Annotated in this window: 12 protein-coding genes and 4 tRNA genes; 6 read left to right on the top strand and 10 right to left on the bottom strand. The window is 71.2% G+C overall.

Annotated elements, in window-relative coordinates; genetic code table 11:
- Positions 1-16 precede the first annotated feature (16 nt).
- Positions 17-1,075 (bottom strand): toll/interleukin-1 receptor domain-containing protein, encoded by a 1,059-nt coding sequence (locus tag KM427_RS23160; protein ID WP_215525468.1) that lies wholly within the window; start codon positions 1,073-1,075, stop codon positions 17-19.
- A 374-nt stretch (positions 1,076-1,449) separates the two neighbouring features.
- On the opposite strand from KM427_RS23160, the gene KM427_RS23165 reads away from it, so the two are divergent.
- Positions 1,450-1,522 (top strand) — tRNA-Lys (locus tag KM427_RS23165).
- Between the two features lie 172 nt (positions 1,523-1,694).
- Here the strand turns inward: KM427_RS23165 and KM427_RS23170 are convergent.
- A complete protein-coding gene (locus tag KM427_RS23170; RefSeq protein ID WP_215525469.1) occupies positions 1,695-2,243 on the bottom strand; it encodes a GNAT family N-acetyltransferase in 549 nt (182 codons plus the stop codon).
- Between the two features lie 42 nt (positions 2,244-2,285).
- Here KM427_RS23170 and KM427_RS23175 point away from each other — a divergent pair, with 42 nt between their 5' ends.
- Complete coding sequence (locus KM427_RS23175) at positions 2,286-2,960, top strand: PaaI family thioesterase (RefSeq protein WP_215525470.1); 675 nt, start codon at positions 2,286-2,288, stop codon at positions 2,958-2,960.
- A gap of 3 nt (positions 2,961-2,963) precedes the next feature.
- Here KM427_RS23175 and KM427_RS23180 read toward each other — a convergent pair whose 3' ends face one another.
- Positions 2,964-4,466 carry an NAD(P)/FAD-dependent oxidoreductase gene (locus tag KM427_RS23180; RefSeq protein WP_215525471.1) on the bottom strand — a complete coding sequence of 501 codons (1,503 nt, stop codon included), beginning with the start codon at positions 4,464-4,466 and terminating at the stop codon, positions 2,964-2,966.
- A gap of 317 nt (positions 4,467-4,783) precedes the next feature.
- On the opposite strand from KM427_RS23180, the gene KM427_RS23185 reads away from it, so the two are divergent.
- Positions 4,784-5,665 (top strand): ATP-binding protein, encoded by an 882-nt coding sequence (locus tag KM427_RS23185; RefSeq protein ID WP_252274796.1) that lies wholly within the window; start codon positions 4,784-4,786, stop codon positions 5,663-5,665.
- A 25-nt stretch (positions 5,666-5,690) separates the two neighbouring features.
- Here KM427_RS23185 and KM427_RS23190 read toward each other — a convergent pair whose 3' ends face one another.
- The 5 genes from KM427_RS23190 to KM427_RS23210 all read right to left on the bottom strand — a co-directional run bounded on the left by KM427_RS23190 (position 5,691) and on the right by KM427_RS23210 (position 7,451).
- Positions 5,691-6,047 (bottom strand): metallopeptidase family protein, encoded by a 357-nt coding sequence (locus KM427_RS23190; protein WP_183592110.1) that lies wholly within the window; start codon positions 6,045-6,047, stop codon positions 5,691-5,693.
- Between the two features lie 206 nt (positions 6,048-6,253).
- Positions 6,254-6,670, bottom strand: a complete 417-nt coding sequence (locus tag KM427_RS23195) for a type II toxin-antitoxin system VapC family toxin (protein ID WP_215525472.1) — start codon at positions 6,668-6,670, stop codon at positions 6,254-6,256.
- Positions 6,667-6,888 (bottom strand): hypothetical protein, encoded by a 222-nt coding sequence (locus KM427_RS23200; RefSeq protein ID WP_183592112.1) that lies wholly within the window; start codon positions 6,886-6,888, stop codon positions 6,667-6,669. Before KM427_RS23200 ends, KM427_RS23195 begins: the two co-directional genes overlap by 4 nt.
- Positions 6,889-7,208: 320 nt before the next feature.
- A tRNA-Asp gene (locus KM427_RS23205) sits at positions 7,209-7,285 on the bottom strand.
- A gap of 93 nt (positions 7,286-7,378) precedes the next feature.
- Positions 7,379-7,451, bottom strand: a tRNA-Glu gene (locus tag KM427_RS23210).
- Positions 7,452-7,563: 112 nt separating this feature from the next.
- Between KM427_RS23210 and KM427_RS23215 the strand changes: the two genes are divergently transcribed.
- Positions 7,564-7,637 (top strand) — tRNA-Phe (locus KM427_RS23215).
- Between the two features lie 84 nt (positions 7,638-7,721).
- On the opposite strand, the gene KM427_RS23220 is transcribed toward KM427_RS23215, so the two are convergent.
- Positions 7,722-8,105, bottom strand: a complete 384-nt coding sequence (locus KM427_RS23220; RefSeq protein ID WP_215525473.1) for a hypothetical protein — start codon at positions 8,103-8,105, stop codon at positions 7,722-7,724.
- A 213-nt stretch (positions 8,106-8,318) separates the two neighbouring features.
- On the opposite strand from KM427_RS23220, the gene KM427_RS23225 reads away from it, so the two are divergent.
- Both KM427_RS23225 and KM427_RS23230 read left to right on the top strand, forming a co-directional pair.
- A complete protein-coding gene (locus KM427_RS23225; protein ID WP_215525474.1) occupies positions 8,319-10,577 on the top strand; it encodes an eCIS core domain-containing protein in 2,259 nt (752 codons plus the stop codon).
- A 4-nt stretch (positions 10,578-10,581) separates the two neighbouring features.
- The gene (locus KM427_RS23230; RefSeq protein ID WP_215525475.1) at positions 10,582-12,501 is read left to right on the top strand and encodes an ATP-binding protein; all 1,920 of its coding nucleotides are present in this window, start codon (positions 10,582-10,584) and stop codon (positions 12,499-12,501) included.
- On the opposite strand, the gene KM427_RS23235 is transcribed toward KM427_RS23230, so the two are convergent.
- Entirely contained in the window at positions 12,467-14,728 is a 2,262-nt protein-coding gene (locus tag KM427_RS23235; protein WP_215525476.1) for a DUF6351 family protein, read from the bottom strand. The genes KM427_RS23230 and KM427_RS23235 overlap by 35 nt on opposite strands.
- Positions 14,729-14,814 lie beyond the last annotated feature (86 nt).

A 14,814-nucleotide genomic window follows, 5' to 3' on the forward strand; every position in this document is an offset into this window, starting at 1 on the left:
GGTGCGCCTCTGTCGGCTACTTCCGAAGGCGCTTCCAGGCATCTAGGTCACCTAGGTCAGGCTCGACCTGATACTCGTCGAAGAACCACGCTGCGTTCTGCTCGTCGTCGTGAATCCGTTCCAGAAGGTCATGAAGTTCCTGGGCTCGCTCCACAGCGCGCATTACGGCACGCTTGTCTGTGTTCGGCGAGAAGAAGTTGTCGCCATCGTCACGAACAAGGCGCCGCTTGATGGCTGTGTCGAAGTCGTCACGGTAGTCGCTCCCCACCTCCATGGGATTCGGGTACGGCGTTACCTCTCCGCGAAGGTAGTCAAAGATCACGTCAGCGGCAGCATCAGAGCCGAGATCGCCGATCGTCTCCTGATGTTCGTTGACGGCATGTTCGATCTGCGCGCGGACGTCGTCGCCCACGAGGATCACGCGTGCTTCGGCCGCGTCCTTGGCCTCAAGCGCCTGCTCGCACTTGCGGCGCCACTCCTCGACTTGGGACTCCGACTCCGCAAGGGCCTGAACTACCGCATCCAGCCGAGTTGAAAGCGCCTTGTACTCGCTTACCGAGGGCGGCACCTCGGGATCGGTGAGATCTACTGCAAGGCGTCCGACGCTTGCCAACCACTTCTCTACGCCCACTGAGTACGAAGCGCTGTCGTTCGGCGCGCCATGCAGCGTCTTGATCCGCTCATAGAGTTCCATCAGCGCCGCTCGATCATCGATCGCCGAGCAAAGGGTCGACGGCAATACCCCGTCCAGGTCACCGACGGCGACCCCAGGGGCGAGGAGCGGGAAGAAGTGCTGGTCTCCGGCCTTGCCCCAGGCCGCACCGAGTTCCGCCACACAGACCGGGCGAGTGGGGTACAGCGGCGTCACGATTGCGATGACCAACGTCGACGCGCCAACCTCCTTTCGCACGAACGGGAGCAGGTCGGCTCCGGTCGGCACACCCGTGTCGCGCTCGCTGCTGTAGAAGATGTCCGTCTTCGGATGAAGTCCGATGCCGCGAATCAGTACGTTGTCGACGAACCCGTCGCAGAAGTCTTTGTCGCCATACGCGTGGCTCACGAACACCTTCGTCACGGCGCACACGATATGACTGATCCTCACGTCTTGCGGCCACTTCGCTGTGTCAGCGGGCGGGACACGTGACGCGCGACAACGGATCTGTCGCGTCGAACGCGTAGCCACACAGACCTCGACACCACGGTGGACATGCTCGCCACAACGTCAGGCTGATCTCCTGGTTCCTTCTCGCGTAGAACAGCGGGCAGCCGAAGGCGGCGCGTTGGGTGCGGCGCAGACCCTCCTACTGAGCGCGGTGCTTCGCTCTGCGCCAGGACCGCGTTGCAACCGGGATGCCTCAGGCTCGGAGGCCGACCAGTAGGCTCTCGGCCGGGTTCTAGTTCCGTAGAGGGTTCCGTAGAGGGTTCCGTCGATTGAAAGTTAGAACCCCCGGGCCCCTAGCTCAATTGGCAGAGCATCGGACTTTTAATCCGCGGGTTGTGGGTTCGAGTCCCACGGGGCCCACCGACCGCGGGCGACCCCAGGGTCCGGCGAAGCCGCCGTCCTCCGAACGGGCCAGGCGCACCCCAGGCTTTGCCCCGGGCACTACCCACGACGATCGGGAGCGCATAGCCTCTGCGAGGTTGAACCGTCGGTGACCCGAGACGCCGGCGGTTCACTCCATTTCCGGACCGGATCAGGAGCGGGTCAGCCCGGTGTCGATCCAGTAGCGGCGCTTGCCGTTGCGGGTGTCCTCGTAGACCCCGCCGCCGCGCTCGATCGTGCCCCGCGAGCCCACGTTGTCGTCGTCGCAGGTGACGAGGACGCGGTCGAGTCCGAGGTCGGCGGCCCGGTGGACGGCCAGGGCGAGGGCGCGGGACGCGTGGCCCTGCCGACGGCGCGAGGGGCGTACGCCGTACCCGATGTGGCCGCCCTCCTCGAGCAGCCAGGCGTTCAGGGTGTGCCGCAGCGCCAGGAAGCCGACGACCTCACGGTCGGGCCCGTCGCGGTCGGTGATCCAGAAGTAGGTGCAGTGCACCTTGTCGTCGGGCAGCGGCGTGGCCGGATCGGCCTGCGCGACGAGGTGCTCGACGACGGCGCGACAGCCGTCCTCGGTGACGTCGAGCGTCTCGAACTCCCACAGCCCCGCACCGTGGACGTGCTGCTCGCCCGCCCGATGGAACTCGCCGATCGCCTCCGCCCAGGAGGCGGCGAGGGCGACGTCGGGAAGGTCCAGGGAGGTCATGGCTCCGATTCCATCAAATGGAACGTGTTCTAGGATCGAGCGGTGGGTGGATTCCAGCAGGACGAGATGACCCCGGAGCAGATCGAGCACGAGGTGGGGCTCTACGGGCCGTTCACCGAGGTCGTGCGGGAGCTCGTCGACGCGACGATCCGCACCGAGGTCGACGACGACGAGATCCGGGCGGTGCAGGCCGAGCTCGAGGACATCGTGGCGCGGCTGCGGCGCTCCCAGCTCGACGGCCCGTACGGCGTGCGCTTCAACGCGACCGGCCACGGTCGGCCGTGGGGCAACTCGGTCGTGGGACTGCGCAACGCGATCGCCCCGCCGCTGGCCATCGAGCGCGAGAGCACCGGCCGGGTGCGGTGCGAGTTCCACCTCGGCGCGGCGTACGAGGGCCCGCCGAGCCTGGTGCACGGCGGCGTGTCCGCGCTGATCCTCGACCAGATGCTCGGCGAGGCGGCCGGCGCCGGGGGTCGCCCCGGGATGACCGCGACGCTCACCCTGCACTACCGGCGGGCGACGCCCCTGGGCGACCTGCGGGCGGAGGCCTGGATCGAGCGCACCGAGGGCATCAAGACCTGGGCGCACGGCCGGATCGAGGACGCCGAGGGCGTCACCGTCGAGGCGGAGGGCCTGTTCATCCTGCCGCGCTGGGCGCGCGAGCTGGCGTTCCCGACCGGGGACGCCGCGGAGACGCCCCCGTCGTACGCCGAGTAGCGGTCAGCCGACCTGGTGCTCGACGCGGACGCCGCGCACGCCGGAGTCGGTGAGCCGGGCCTCCTCGGCCGCTCGCTCCTCGAGCTCCGCGCGACGCGTGGTCTCGAGAAGCGCCCGGGCCGCGTCGTACGCCCCGGGGTCGGAGACCAGGTCGGCGGCGCCGTGCTTGAGCCGCCCCAGCGCGCTGCGGGCGAAGATCTGCTGCTCGGTGGTGGTGCGCTCGGACCGGCCGCGGCCGATGAACGAGACGAACCAGTGCAGCAGCGCGGTCAGGCGGTTCTTGAAGCCGGTGATGTAGATGAGGTGCAGCGCCAGCCACATCAGCCAGGCGATCAGGCCGGTGAACCGGAACCGGCCGATCAGCGCCACCGCACGGAACCGGCTGATGATCGCCATCGAGCCCTTGTCGAAGTACCTGAACGGGCCCAGCGAGGGCTTGGACCGCAGTCGGCGGTCGATCTCCTTGGCGGCGTACTTGGCGCCCTGGATCGCCACCTGCGCGACGCCCGGCAGGTTGTCGAGCGCGATCATGTCGCCGACCACGAAGACCTCGGGGTGTCCGGGGAGGGTGAGGTCGGGGTTGACGGCGATCCGGCCGGCCCGGTCCAGCGGCGCGCCGGTCTGCTCCGACAGCGTGCGGCCGAGCGGGTTCGCGGCGACGCCCGCGGCCCAGATCTTGGTGACGCTGTCGATGCGCTCGACGCGACCGTCCTTGAACTGCATCGCGATGCCGCGCTCGTCGACGTCGGTCACCATCGCGCCGAGCACGACCTCGACGCCGAGCTTCTCCAGCTCGGACCTGGTCTTCTCGCCGAGCTTCCTGCCGAACGGCGGCAGCACCTGCGGCGCGGCGTCCACCAGGATCACCCGTGCGTGCCGCGAGTTGATCGCTCGGAAGTCCTTCTTGAGGGTGCGGTGCGCGAGCTCGGCGATCTGCCCGGCCATCTCGACGCCGGTCGGGCCGGCGCCGACGACGACGAAGGTCAACAGGTGGTCGACGTTCTCGCCGCGGCTGGCGCCGATCTCGGCCAGCTCGAAGGCGCCGAAGATCCGCCCGCGCAGCTCGAGCGCGTCGTCGATGCTCTTCATGCCCGGTGCGAACTCGGCGAAGCGGTCGTTGCCGAAGTAGGACTGGCCGGCGCCGGCGGCGACGATCAGCGAGTCGTACGGCGTGATCGTCGAGCGGCCCAGGACCGTGGAGGTCACGGTGTGGGCGTCGAGGTCGATCGCCGTGACCTCGCCGAGCAGCACCTGCGCGTTGCGCTGGCCGCTGAGGATCTCGCGCGTCGGCGGGGCGATCTCGCCCTGGGACAGGATGCCGGTGGCGACCTGGTAGAGCAGCGGCTGGAAGAGGTGGTGGGTGGTCTTCGCGACCATCGTCACCTCGACATCCGCGTGCCGCAGCGCCTTGGTGCCGAACAGCCCACCGAACCCGGAGCCGATGACCACCACCCGGTGCTTGCCGCTCGGCTGCTCGACGACCTCGGTGCTCGGCTGCGTTGCCATCGTGAACCTCTCACTACCGCTGTGGACCGTGCTGTCAGAACACCCTCCGCCGTGCCCATTGTTCCGGTCGCGGCCCGGATCGGGCCATTCCCGCCGGGTCTGGTCCGTCACAGCGACGGCCGACGACCAGTTCCGTGCCGACCAGATGTCTGGACCACCGGAATCGGCCCCACGGGCCAGGTTTCGGTGCGGATTCGCGGGGGTAGACGAGCCGTCAGCGGCACTGCCGTGATCAAGCATGCCCTCATGAGCCTCTCGTGGAGACGACCGTGCCTCTGAACAGGCCCGCCCTGTCCTTGGGTCCAGGGCCCCGCAGCGTGCAGGACGCACGCCGCTGGGTGGTCGGCACCTGCCACGAGATCGGCCGCGACGACCTGGCCGAGTGCGCCGAGCTCGGCGTCTCCGAGCTGGTCACCAACGCCCTGCTGCACGCCGAGCCGCAGCTGACCGTGCGGGTCCGGGGCACGCGCGAGCACCCGCGCGTGGAGGTCCAGGACGGGTCGGTGGAGCAGCCGGTCATGCCGACGGACGAGGTACGGGTCGAGGACGACGTGCTGCTCACGTTCGGCCGCGGCCTCGGCATCGTCGCCCGCTGCTCGACCGCGTGGGGGGTCGACCTCGAGGACGACGGGAAGACCGTCTGGTTCGCTCCGGCCACCCGGCCCGGTGGGGTGCCGGTCGCGGGCAGGATCACCGGCCACCAGCCCCCGACCAAGCCCGAGCCATCGCCCGACGAGATGCACATCGACATCGTCGGCGTACCCCTGCGGTCGTTCGTGCAGTTCCAGCGGCACTACCGCGAGCTGCGGCGGGAGGTGCGGCTGCTCGCGCTCGCCCACGAGTCCGACTACCCACTCGCCAAGGACCTCTCCGACCTCTTCGGCTCGCTCGAGCGCGACCTGCGCGAGGGCATCGGCGCCGAGCAGATCGAGCAGGCGCTCGCCTCGGGCGCGGCCGCCGCCGACCTGCATGTCGCGATGCCGCGCGAGACCGCGGCCACGATCGGCCGGTTCATCGAGCTGCTCGACCTCGCCGACGCCTTCTGCCGCGAGGAGCGCCTGCTCTCCCTCGCCCGGACGCCGGGTCAGCAGCGCTTCCAGCGCTGGTTCCTCAGCGAGTTCGTCCGGCAGGAGCGCGGCGAGGCGCCGCTGCCGTGGAAGAACGCGCCCTCGGCGCGCCCGCGCAGCAGCGCCTCGTGACCCGCGGCGTACGACGCGGGCCGGGTCACGCGTAGCCCAGGTCGTGGAGCCGGTCGTCGTCGATGCCGAAGTGGTGCGCGACCTCGTGCACGACCGTGATCCGGACCTCGTCCTCGAGCTCCTCGACGCTCCCGCACATGTCGAGCAGCGGGTTGCGGAAGATGAAGATGCGGTCCGGCAGGCTCATCATCGGGTCGCCCCAGCGCTCGGTCAGCGCGATGCCGTCGTAGAGGCCGAGCAGGTCGTCGGGCTCGCCCTCGGGCGGCTCGGCCTCCACGAGCACCACGACGTTGCGGACCAGCGCGGCGATCTCGTCCGGGATCCCGTCGAGGGCGCGGTCGACGAGCGCGTCGAAGTCCTCGGGCGACATCTCCACCGGCATGGCGCCATTGTGGCGGGTCGCACGAAGCGCGGCGGCCCGGCGTCCGGCCCGGAAATGGACGATGCCCCGGACCAGGTGGTCCGGGGCATCCTCTCGCCATCTCGGCTGAGCGACCCCGACGGGACTCGAACCCACGGCCTCCGCCGTGACGGGGCCGGTCCCCGCCGATGGTTGCGCGGGTCAGCACGCATCTCGAGCCTTGGCTCTCAGGGCGAGAGTTCCGGCAGCAGCAGGAACGCCTCCACATGGCGAGGGCGGACGACTCGGAAGTGCCGGCGATCGAGCGTCGCGATCTCGGCGACACCGAACCGCTCGGCGAGCGCGATCACTGACGCATCCGCGGTACCGAGCGGGAGATCGTCGTAGCGAGCCACGAGCTCAGCGATGCGCGCGGTATCCGACCGGGTCAGGTTGACCAATTCGAAGCTCCCATTGGCAACCGAATCGACGAAGGTTCCGACCTTGGCCTCCAACATGTAGCCGACCTCGGCCATGACGGTCTGCGGCAACAGCAGCCGTCGACCAGCCAGGCGAAGTCCGGTGAACAGCTCAACGCACGCATGGTGGTCGGCGTCCCTGCGGTCGGCCGCGGCGAAGATCGGGCCTGTGTCGCAGATGATCACGACCGGCGGGCGCCGAATCCCTCAGCGAGTACCTCGTCGACACGTCGTGCGTTGTCCGTGCGGCCATCTCGAGATTCGCCGATGCCGAAGAACCTCGGCGGCCACTCTCCGACCGGCGTCGGTGAGACCAGGCGCCGGACGTCCGCGAGCACGAGCTCGACCTGATCGTCGGGCAGACCCTCGATCAGGTGGATGAGCTCGTCGCGGTGCGCGGTCATGGATTGAGTGTAGGCGGCGACGACCGCACCGGACGGAACCCTCCTCGATCGGCGACCAGCTCCGCACAGGCTTCGGCGCGACCTACTGCGCAACCTTCTGCGCGACTCGGCAAGGAGGCCGGAGACGTAGGGCGGAGCCGGCAGTCGCCAGCCTGCCAGGGGAGGTGCTCGCAACCGGCGTTCTGCAGATCGACGGGCATCCGGACCCGGCCAACCTCCGCCTCTCGCGCCGCTGCACCGAGATTCTGCACGGCTTCTGCAGGGCTTCTGCAGGCGAAAGGCCCTCTGACTGCGTTTCCGCTGATCAGAGGGCCTTTCAATGGCGACCCCGACGGGACTCGAACCCGCGGCCTCCGCCGTGACAGGGCGGCGCGCTAACCAACTGCGCTACGGGGCCAGGTGTGGTGCTGGTGCTTCATTGCTGGAGCCGTGGAACTCTAACCCACGAACCACCCAGCTTCCCAATCGGCGCCGGTGGCCGTGGCGCTCGCACCCCCAACCGGATTCGAACCGGCGCTACCGCCGTGAAAGGGCGGGGTCCTAGGCCGCTAGACGATGGGGGCCAGACGCACCCAGCAGCATAGGGCGGGACGGCACGTCGCACGAATCCCACCCGACCTTCGGACGCCCGGTTTTCGTCGGTCGGCGGACGCTCCTGTAGGGTGTGCGTCGCTCGGGCAGGTAGCTCAGTTGGTACGAGCGTCCGCCTGAAAAGTGGAAGGTCGGCGGTTCGACCCCGCCCCTGCCCACGAGCACGCAGGGCTCCGAACCTGCAGCGAGGGCCCCGCCGGTCTCCGGCGGGGCCCTCGTCACATCCGGCCCCGCCCCCGGCGTCAGGCGATGCGCTCCCGAGGTACGGCGAGCCGCGGCACCCCGCCGAGGCCGGGCCGGTAGCGGACCCGCTCGGCGTACTGCTCCAGGGTGCGGTAGAGGGTCTGGTGGGCCGCCCACGGGAGCGGCTCGGCGCCGTCGTACCAGCTGTCGCCGAAGGAGATCCAGACCGGAGTCCAGTCGGCGGCGTGGTCCCAGGCGCCGCGGCGGGCCATCAGCAGCCGCCGCCGCTCCTGGAACGCCCGACGCGGGCCGTCGGCGCAGATCGGGGCGGTGGCGATGGGCCAGACCCGCAGGTCGAGGGTCATCAGGTGCACCTCGAGCTCGTGCAGCACCCCTGGGTCGACCAGCACGGTGGCGACGTTCTCGTGGGGCACGCGCTCCATGGAGGAACGTTCCCCGACGCTGCCGCCGCCGTCAACCACCCGGATCGGGCCGGGGCACCCTGGGGTCGGAGTGGCCCAGACCGACCAGCCCTTTTCACCCATTCGGGTGTGAGGAGGGGCGTCCGCTCGCTAGCGTGGTCGCCGCCCCGAGCCCCCTGGAGGATCCCCGTGCGCCGAGCCACCTTCGCTGCGCAGCTGCCGGCAGGTCGAGCGATGTCCGCACTGCTCGACCGGAGCGAGCAGGCGGAGCCCGCTCCCCCGGTGCGTCGGTCGCTCGAGGTCGGGGCGGCCGACGACCGCGCCGAGCTGGAGGCCGACGCGGTCGCCGCCCGGGTGCTCGGCAGGCTCGCGGAGCGCCACGAGCACGCGCCCGGGTGCGGCCACGACGACGGCGTGCGCCGGGCGCCGGCCGCCGGCACGACGGGGACGATCGGGGCGGCGGGCGGAACGCTGGACGAGGGTGCCACCGGCGCGATCGAGTCCGCGCGCGGCGGCGGGTCCGCGCTGGACAGCGGCGTACGCCGCGAGATGGAGGCCGGCTTCGGCCACAGCCTCGGCGACGTGCGCATCCACACCGACGCCCGCGCCGACGAGCTGAGCCGGCAGATGTCCGCCCGCGCGTTCACCACCGGGCGCGACATCTTCTTCGCGCGCGGGGAGTACGACCCGACCTCGGCGGCCGGCCGGCACACGCTCGCGCACGAGCTCGCCCACACGGTGCAGGAGGGCGGCCCGGCCCGCCGCAAGCTGCGCGGCACGGCCGAGGCGTTGGAGCAACAGGGCGGCGGCATGACCTCCGGGAAGTTCCGGAAGGCGATCGGGCTCCTCACCAACTGGGACAAGATCGTCGCCGGCACGAAGGCCTACGAGCTGGAGGAGACCAAGCTCCTCGCCGGCGGCAAGAACCCCGACCCCATGGTCCTCATGAAGGCCAAGCCGGGCATGCTCAAGCTGCTCGCCAAGATCCAGTCGGCGGTCAAGGACTGGCGCAAGTCGAACGACAGCACCAAGGAGGACGCCAAGTTCGAGCGGTCCCGGTTCGGCGGTCTCAACAACGACATCGAGGAGAACCGCACCGAGGACGACCGCACCAAGTCCGGGCGCCGCCAGGCCGTGGCCCTGCTGGATCCGCGCGTCGGCCACGAGGTCTCGCTGCTCAGCGCGAAGGACGGTCAGGGGTGGCTGAGCTCCCTGGGGCTCAGCACGAACCAGGTCACCGGCACGGGTCGCCAGGACGGCGGCCAGGTCAACCAGGTCTCGGAGCTCCACTTCAAGACCGAGTCGGGCGAGATGTCCGGGTTCTTCAAGGAGGACAAGGGCTTCAACGCGAAGTCCGAGGGGCACGAGACCGAGGTCGGGATCCGGCAGGTCGACCCCAACTACGGCGCTCGGTCGATCGCGCTCTACCGCCTCGACCAGTTGTTCAACGCCGGCGTCACGGCACGCGCCGAGTTCGCCGTGCACAAGAACGGGGACGGCAAGAGCGTCCTCGGCACCGTGCTCGAGAGCTCGAAGGGCACGAAGGCCGTCGACGTGAAGTACCACGTCGCGGGCGACGAGAAGGATCCCGGATCGGTCGACCTCTACGACCCCGTGCTCCAGCGCGGCCTCAACAAGCTCCAGCTGCTCGACGCGATCTGCGGACAGCTCGACCGCCACATGGGCAACTACTTCGTCCAGGACGACGGCAAGGGCAATGTCACCGGCGTCACGGGCATCGACCTCGACATGGCCTTCGGCAGCAAGATGACCTCCGTCGACTACAAGGGCGCCCAGAACTACAAGGGGCTCCCCGAGTACATCGACAAGGAGATGGGCCAGAAGATCCTGCAGATCACGCCCGCCGACATCCGCGCCGCCCTGACCGGGCTGCTCTCCAAGCCCGAGATCGACGCGACGGTCAGCCGCTTCACCGAGGTGCAGAAGGCGGTCAAGCAGGCCGAGAAGGACGGCAAGCTGCAGGAGAGCTGGGACGCGAAGTCCGGCCAGCGCGGCCCGACGTACGACAAGAGCCGCCACGGGCAGAAGACCTATCACCAGTCGGCACGCGAGAACCGCCGCATCGCCCTCGACGTCGAGTGCGACGCCGCCTTGAAGCGCGCGCTCCTCGACGAGCTGCCGAACGGGCCGGACAGCTCCGACCGCGAGGTGCACCAGCTGCTGTCCGACGCACTGGAGATCGGCCTCTTCTGGGGCGGCAACTCCAACTCGTTCGCGGTCAAGGTGCTCGGCGCCCACATCTTCGACAACCACCTGCCGAACACCGTGGCCGACCGGCTCGCGCCGCTGCTCGTCCGCGAGCTCCTCGGAGGCATCGACCAGTCGGCGATCATCGTCGAGCTCCAGGAGGCGTTCGACGGCGGCGCCCGGTCGAAGCTCAAGTCCCGGACCACGGACCAGCTCAAGGCGGTGCTCGCCGCGAGGCAGACGCTGATCGCCAAGAAGCTCACCGCCGCCAGCGGACGAGGCTGACCGGGTGGGGCAGGCCTGGGAGCGCCTCGGCCGCCTGCTCGCGGAGCGGACGGCCCTGGTGGGCGGCCTGCAGGGGGAGAGCGACGGCGTGCTGCTGCCGGGCGAGCTCGACCGCCTCGCCGGTCGGCCCGAGCGGCAGGGACCGACCCGCGAGGAGGTGGCGGCGGCGTACGAGCCGCTGATCGCCGACGCGCGCAAGGACCTCCTCGCGGAGCTGGAGCAGGACACCGTGCTCGGACGCATCGCGCGGTACGCCGGCCTGGCCGAGCCGGACGCCACGGTGCTCGCCCTCGCCGCCGCCGCCGAGCTCGACGAGGCGGTGGGGCAGCTCCTCGGTGGACCGCTCACCGTCGGCATGCTGCGCTCGATGCTCAGCGACGACGCGGTGACCGCGGTCGGTGACGACGCGCCCCTGCGCCGCGCCGCCCTGGTGCGGGTCGTCGGCGGCGGCCCGCTCGGCGGCAGCACCGTGCAGCTGGCCCGGCGGGTGGCGTGGGCGCTGGTCGGCGACCTCTCCTTCGACCCCGACCTCCCGGCGGACCTCGAGGTCTCGGTGGCTGCGGCCGACCGGGCCGCGGGGGGCGAGCGGGTGCTGGTCAGCGGTCCCGACCGGGTACGCCGGGTCCAGGCCGCGACCGACCGGACCGCCGGGGTGGCCTTCCTGGTCGCCGTACCCCCGCCCGACGAGCGGGGTTGGGAGGCGTTGGTGGCCCAGGCGACGGTGGTGGGAGCCGGCCTGGTCCTCGATCTGCCGCCGCGCTCCGAGGAGCGCGCCGAGCCGATCGGCCCGCTCGCCCGGCGGTGGATCGACCGGGCCGGACACCTGCCGATCGCCGTCTGCGCGGCCGAGCCGGTGGCCCTGGAGTCACTCCCCCGGCAGCGCTGGACCGAGGTCGTCGCCGCCGGCCCGGAGGTCGACGCCGCCGAGTGGAGCGCGGTCTTCGGCGACGCCGAGCTGCCGGCGCGGCGTCCGAGCGCCAGCCAGCTGCGGTCCCTCGAGCTGGTCGCCGACGCGGACACCGACCCGGTGCGCGCCCTGCGCCGGCTCGCCTCGGGGTCGCTGCTCCAGCACGCCCGGCGGGTCGAGCCCCGGGCGACGTGGTCGGACCTGGTGCTGCCGCCGCCGCAGGAGCGCCAGCTCCGCGCCCTGGTCGACCGCTACCGGCACCGGGCGCGCGTGCATGACGAGTGGCACCTGCCGCTCTACCCCTCACCGGGCGTCGTGGCGCTCTTCTCCGGCCACTCCGGCACCGGCAAGACCACCAGCGCCGAGGTGATCGCGCACGAGCTCGGCGTCGACCTCTTCCGCGTCGACCTGTCCGCGCTGGTGAGCAAGTACATCGGCGAGACCGAGAAGAACCTCGAGCAGATCTTCTCCGCCGCGCACGCCGGCAACTACCTGCTGCTCTTCGACGAGGCGGACTCGCTCTTCGGCAGCCGCTCGGCCGTCACCGACGCCCGCGACCGCTACGCCAACATGGAGGTCTCCTACCTGCTACAGCGGCTCGAGACCTACGACGGCTTCGTCGTGCTCACCTCGAACTTCCAGGGCAACATCGACGACGCGTTCCTGCGCCGCATCCACACCACGGTCTCCTTCCCGATGCCGAGCCCCGACGACCGGGTGCGGATCTGGGAGCGCTGCCTGGCCGACGCGCCGCGCGGCGACGTCGACCTCGACCACCTGGCGCGCTCCTTCGAGATCAGTGGCGGCTCGATCCGCAACGCCGCCCTGAGCGCGGCCTTCCTCGCGGCCGGACGGGACCGGCCGATCGGCATGGTCGAACTGCTCGCCGCGGTGGTCGAGGAGTACGCCAAGCTGCGCCAGCGGGTCTCGCCGGCCCAGCTCGGGCCCTGGGCGACGGAGGTCTCCGAGCTGGTGGGCGGCCTCACCGGCGGAGCATCGGGCGCCACGACGGGCTGACGACACCGGTCGCGGAGCGGGCCGGGAGCGCCGGCAGCTCGCGGCCGCCGTACGCCGGGCCGCCGCCGCGCGCGTCGTACCGCAGCCAGGTGCGGGCCGGTCCCTGCCCGCGCCCGGGCCGGGACCAGTCGCACACGCCGGCGGGGAAGACCGCGGCCAGCCGCGCCCACTGGGCGTCGGTGAACGGGAGCGGGGCGCCGAGCTCGGCACGGTCCAGCGGCTTCAGGCGGCAGGCGACGACGTCGTTGGCGAGCGGACCGCCGGCCTCCTGGCGCGGCGTCGACAGCCGGGTCTGGAGCACCTGGAGCTCCCGGACGTCGCACAGCTGCGCGAGCGCGCCGACGACGCACCGGTCGGTGAGGTCGGCCGGCCGGTCTGCGACGACCTTGCGGGCCAGCGGCCGGCGGGACCGGTCGGCCTCGATCGCGGCCAGCCAGGCGTCCATGCTCGTGAGCGCCTCGGTCGCCCAGCCGACGTCGCCGATGAGGGGCACCGGGCCGAACCACATCACCCGGTTGCCGGTGTGACCCTGGTCGGCAAGCAGTCGCTCCTCGGTCCAGAACGCGTGCGCGTAGTCGTGTGCGAGGCCCGGGTCGGGGCCGCCGTGGTTGATCATCGCGACCTCGTCGAGGTGGTCGGCCTCGTTGATCAGCCCGGTGCGGTAGGCCCGCCGGATCGAGGCCGGGTCACCGGCGATCCGCGCCGCCGTCGGCCGGGAGTCGACGTCGATGCCGCCGATCTTGACGTTGAGGTCGACGAACTGGGCCGGGGTGATCGCCCCGGCACGCAGCGCGGAGAGCCCGTAGAGCACGCCGGTGTTGGCGAACGGGAGCCCCCCGAACCCGCGGCGTACCCGGCTCTCCTCGGCGCCCCAGGCGCTCCGGGGCCGCGGGCCGAGCTGGTTGATCAGCAGGTCGAGGACCGAGCAGCGGACGCCGCCCGGGTTGGTCTCGTCGTCGTAGCGCGTCGACGGGTCGCCCGGCACGGACGGGACCGTGCCGACGCAGTCGTGCTCGGGGTCGAGCGCGGACTTGAAGAGCCCTTCGTCGGCGACGACTGCGTTGAGGTGGGACAGGTGTCCCTCGACCTGCGCCATCTGCGTCGGCAGCCAGAGCACGCCCGGTCCCCAACGAGACGGGTCCTCGAAGTAGAGACGGAGCAGGTGGTAGTCGGCGAACTGCGCGCCGGCCGTGAAGGTGTCGGGGTAGGAGCAGGTCGTGATCAGCCCCTGGTAGATGCCCGGATAGGCGTTGGCGACGGTGTGCTGGGCGATCGAGCCGCCCGAGCAGCCGGTGCCGATCGTGTAGCGCAGCCGGCCGTAGCGCTCGACCAGCCGCTCCTTGGCCATCAGCACGGACTCGGCGTTCAGCGCGACGTTGCAGTTGTGGCCGGTGTTGTCGAGGGCGGTCGAGAGCACCGCGAATCCCTGGCCCAGCGCGGCGAGGTAGCTCGACGTGACGCCGGGGACGCCGTCGAGGGTGCCCGAGTAGTCCACCAGCGGCGGCTCGCCCGGCGCGTACGACGCACCGCAGCCGCCGCCGTGGGTGACGAGGAGCTTGTGGTTCCACTGCTCCTGCGGCGCCGTCGCCGTCCACCGCCGGCCGGGCTGGAACAGCGTGAGGATGGTGTAGCGGTCGCGGTCCTGGAAGCCGCGCTCGCGGCGTACGACGAAGGGCACGGTCACCCCGGCGTCGGTGGTGGTCGTCGCGACGTCCGTGGGCGGCTGGTCCGGGTCGTAGGGCTGGAGCGCCGTCCGCAGCGGGTCGGTGGACCGGTAGAGGTAGTCGTAGGTCGCCGGCTCGTTGCACCTGCGGTCGCGGGCCGTCTCCTGGCAGCGGTAATGGCGGGTCTGCGGTCCCGAGAACACCGGCCCGCCGTTGGGATGGTTGGTGATCTCGATGCGACCCGTGCGCGCGCCCGCGGCCGACGCCCGGACCGTGGTCGCACCGACCCGCAGCCCGGTCACCAGGCCGGTCAGCGCGCGGGGGCCGGTCCGGACGAAGCGCGCGGTCACGTCCCGCCGGCCCGCGGTCACCGTGACGCTTCCGGGTCGAACGCCCCGCGGCACCGACACCGCCACCAGCGCGTCGCCGGCACTGACCAGGTCGGCCCGGTTGGACAGCACCTCGACCCGCAACCGGGGCATGGTCGCGGCCGCGACCGCATCCGGGTGCAGGGGCGCGAGCAGGCTCGCCAGCAGGGCGACGACGATCAGGCGGATGGGCATGACCCGTCAACGACGTACGCCGGCGCGGGTCACTCCGAGCGGTCTGCGCCGATCGGGCCCGTGGCCCGGCGCCGTGCCCGAGAATG

The sequence above is a fragment of the Nocardioides sp. LMS-CY genome (assembly GCF_018732145.1).
Classification (GTDB): domain Bacteria; phylum Actinomycetota; class Actinomycetes; order Propionibacteriales; family Nocardioidaceae; genus Nocardioides; species Nocardioides soli.

Bases quoted from the DNA above. Each gene is read 5' to 3' on its own strand.
- KM427_RS23180 (WP_215525471.1), bottom strand. From the start codon at position 4,466: ATGGCAACGCAGCCGAGCACCGAGGTCGTCGAGCAGCCGAGCGGCAAG.
- KM427_RS23220 (WP_215525473.1), bottom strand. From the start codon at position 8,105: ATGGAGCGCGTGCCCCACGAGAACGTCGCCACCGTGCTGGTCGACCCA.
- KM427_RS23200 (WP_183592112.1), bottom strand. From the start codon at position 6,888: ATGACCGCGCACCGCGACGAGCTCATCCACCTGATCGAGGGTCTGCCC.
- KM427_RS23225 (WP_215525474.1), top strand. From the start codon at position 8,319: ATGTCCGCACTGCTCGACCGGAGCGAGCAGGCGGAGCCCGCTCCCCCG.
- KM427_RS23235 (WP_215525476.1), bottom strand. From the start codon at position 14,728: ATGCCCATCCGCCTGATCGTCGTCGCCCTGCTGGCGAGCCTGCTCGCG.
- KM427_RS23170 (WP_215525469.1), bottom strand. From the start codon at position 2,243: ATGACCTCCCTGGACCTTCCCGACGTCGCCCTCGCCGCCTCCTGGGCG.
- KM427_RS23190 (WP_183592110.1), bottom strand. From the start codon at position 6,047: ATGCCGGTGGAGATGTCGCCCGAGGACTTCGACGCGCTCGTCGACCGC.